The organism is Mycobacteriales bacterium, from assembly GCA_035504215.1.
Taxonomy (GTDB): domain Bacteria; phylum Actinomycetota; class Actinomycetes; order JAFAQI01; family JAFAQI01; genus DATAUK01.
In genome coordinates, this window is the sequence record DATJSI010000046.1 from 1 (window position 1) to 2,825 (window position 2,825).

The window sequence follows — 2,825 nt, forward strand, 5'->3', positions numbered from 1 at the left end:
CTGCAGACCGCCAGCCTCATACCGCGACAGCCACACATGCACCGTCTTGCGCGACACCCCGAACCGGGCCGCGACATCCTTCACCGTCTCGCCGTCGGCGATCACCGCCCGCACAGCCTCATACCGCTGCTCCGCCACAGAAAACTCCCTCATGAACCGGGAGTGTCACCAATCAGCCGAAGTAGGTGTCACCCATCACCCGAAACACTGACACCCATCACCCGAAGCTCGAGTGAGAGGCATCAGCCGAAGTCATACACGGCACCCGAGCCGCCTGTCGGAATCGAACCGACGACCTATTCATTACGAGTGAATCGCTCTACCGACTGAGCTAAGGCGGCGTGCGCCGCTGGCGGCGCGAACGGCAGTCTAGCCGGGCGGACGGTGCCGGCTCACTCGGTTAGCGGCACACCGTTCCGGGCTTCGGGGTCTGCAGATCGTCGATGTAGGACTTCACTGCGCCGTCCACACAAGGGTCGCCACGCAGGTAGGCCGTGTGCCCGTCACCGACATAGGTGAGCAGCACTCCGGAGGACAGCTGCTTGGCGAGCGCCTGCGCCCACACGTACGGCGTGGCCGGATCGCGCGTCGTACCGATCACGAGGATCGGCGGGGCGCCCTGCGCGTGCACCTCGTGCAGCCGCTCCACGGGCCGCACCCGCCAGAACGCGCAAGGCAGCGCGCCGTACTCGATTGCCGCGCCGAAGTCGGGGGCCTGCCGGGCGAACCGGTGCGCGTCGTCGACGTACGTAGACACCGCACGCGGCGACGGGCGATCGATGCAGTTGATCGCCATGTTCGACTCGATCAGGTTCGTGTAGGTGCCGTTCGGCCGCCGTTCGGTGAGCGAGTCCGCGAACGCGAGCAGCTCCGCGCCGTCGCCCTTCATCGCGGCGCCGACTGCGTTCCACAGCTCGGTCCAGTCCTCCGGTGAGTACAGCCCCGAGGCGAGCCCTTCGAAGAACTCGCCGGCGCTGAACAGCCGCCCGTTCACGGTCTCCGGATGAGCGATGAGCCGCACCTGCAGCGAATGGATCGCAGTGAGTGCCGCTGGCACGCTCGATCCGAGCGGGCACGACCCCGATCGCACGCAGGCCGCCAGGAAGTCGTCGAGGTCGGTCTGGAATCCCTTGGCCTGCACCAGGTTCTCCTGGGTCGCCGACTCGTCGGGGTCGAGCGCCCCGTCCAGCACCATCGCCCGGATGTGGGTCGGGAAGAGCTGCGCGTACTTCGCGCCGAGATAGGTGCCGTACGACGCGCCGTAGTAGGTCAGTTTCGCGTCACCGAGCGCGGCGCGTAGCACGTCCATGTCGCGCGCCTGGTCGATGGTTCCGACGTGGTCGAGATAGGAGCCGTTGCGCCGATAGCAGGAGTTCGCGAACAGCTTCGCCTCGGCGACCACCCGGGCCAGCTGGGCCGGCGTGGTGGGCGTCGGGTCGGTGTTGATGTAGGTGTCGAGCTGCGAGGAGCTCAGGCACCGAATCGGGTCGGACTGACCTACCCCGCGCGGGTCGAACGACACCAGGTCGTAGTGGTCGGTCAGCTGCGCGAACGCCTGTGCCGCCTCCTCCTCGAAGCTCACACCCGACGCGCCCGGACCGCCCGGGTTGACGATGAGCGAGCCGTAGTGCTTGCCGGTCGAGGGCTGTCGCACGACCGCGATCCGAAGCGTCGCGCCATCCGGCTTCGAGTAGTCCAACGGCACCAGCAGCCGCGTGCATTGAAAGCTGCGGTCGCACGGCCGCCACACCAACCGCTGGGTGTAGAAGCGACGTAGGTCGGGCGCCGATGCAGTGATGGATGCCGGAGCGGGCGTCGAGGTCACCGGTCCGGACGGTGTGGTCGACCCTGAGGACGTACAGCCGGTCACGGTGGCCGCGGCCACGAGCAGGGCGAGGATCAGGCGTCGGATGACCCTGCTCCTGCCGATGCGCCCACAGCTGAAGCGTACGGCGGCCAACTCCCACGCGGTGTGACACCGCGGACGTGAGCCGGCTCAGCCGGTGTGCAGTGCCACGGCCATCGCCTCGACCGCGAGCAGCGGTGCGACGTTCGCGCCGATCGCCTCCCGGGCCTCCAGGATGGCCTCGATCCGGCGCAACGTGGCTTCCGGCGCGCTCGTCGACGCGAGCCGGGCGATGGTCGGCTCGAGGTCGGCGTTGATCGCCTCGATCGGCGCGCCGAGCTGCACGAGGAGCACGTCGCGGTAGAAGGAGGCGAGATCGACCAGCGCCCGATCCAGCGCGTCACGCTGGGTCCTGGTCGCTCGTGACCGTTGCCGTTTCTCCAGCTCGGAGAGCGCGCCTGCGATCCCGCGCGGCTTCGCCGCGCCCCGAGCACCGGTGTCGCCGTACGCCTCGCGCAACGCCTCCTTCTCCTCGCCGTCGAGTGCGGCGCTGACCGCGGCGGCCTCCTCCTTGGCCGCCGCGACCAGTCGTTCGGCCGCGGCGAGACAACCGCCGATGGAAGCGACCTGCAACGGCAGCTCGAGCACCTCCCGCCGGCGGCGCGCGGCCTCGTCGTCGACGGCGAGCCGCCGGGCGCGGCCGATATGGCCTTGGGACGCGCGCGCCGCGAACGACGCCACCTCGGGCGAGACTCCTTCGGCCGCGAGCTGGCCGGCGACGGCCGCACTCGAGGGAATCCGCAAGCCGACCAGCACGCAGCGCGACCGTACCGTCGGCAGCAGGTCCTCGGTCGACGGCGCGCAGAGCAGCCAGAGCCCTCGCGGGGGTGGTTCCTCGAGAGCTTTGAGCAAAGCGTTGAGCGCCTGCTCGGTGAACCGGTCGGCGTCTTCGATGATGGTGATCTGCCAGTGCCCTCGG

3 protein-coding genes and 1 tRNA gene are annotated in these 2,825 nt (G+C 69.2%); all 4 read right to left on the minus strand.

From position 1 onward, the window contains the following. A partial coding sequence (locus tag VME70_05640; GenBank protein HTW19682.1) for a helix-turn-helix domain-containing protein occupies positions 1 to 153 on the minus strand: 153 nt, incomplete at its 3' end. 115 nt (positions 154 to 268) lie between these two features. After that, a tRNA-Thr gene (locus VME70_05645) sits at positions 269 to 341 on the minus strand. A gap of 59 nt (positions 342 to 400) precedes the next feature. Then, on the minus strand, positions 401 to 1,825 hold the full coding sequence (locus VME70_05650; GenBank protein HTW19683.1) for an alpha/beta hydrolase: 1,425 nt from the start codon (positions 1,823 to 1,825) through the stop codon (positions 401 to 403). Positions 1,826 to 1,996: 171 nt separating this feature from the next. Further along, the coding region (locus VME70_05655; protein ID HTW19684.1) for a DNA polymerase III subunit delta' at positions 1,997 to 2,825 on the minus strand (829 nt) is incomplete at its 5' end.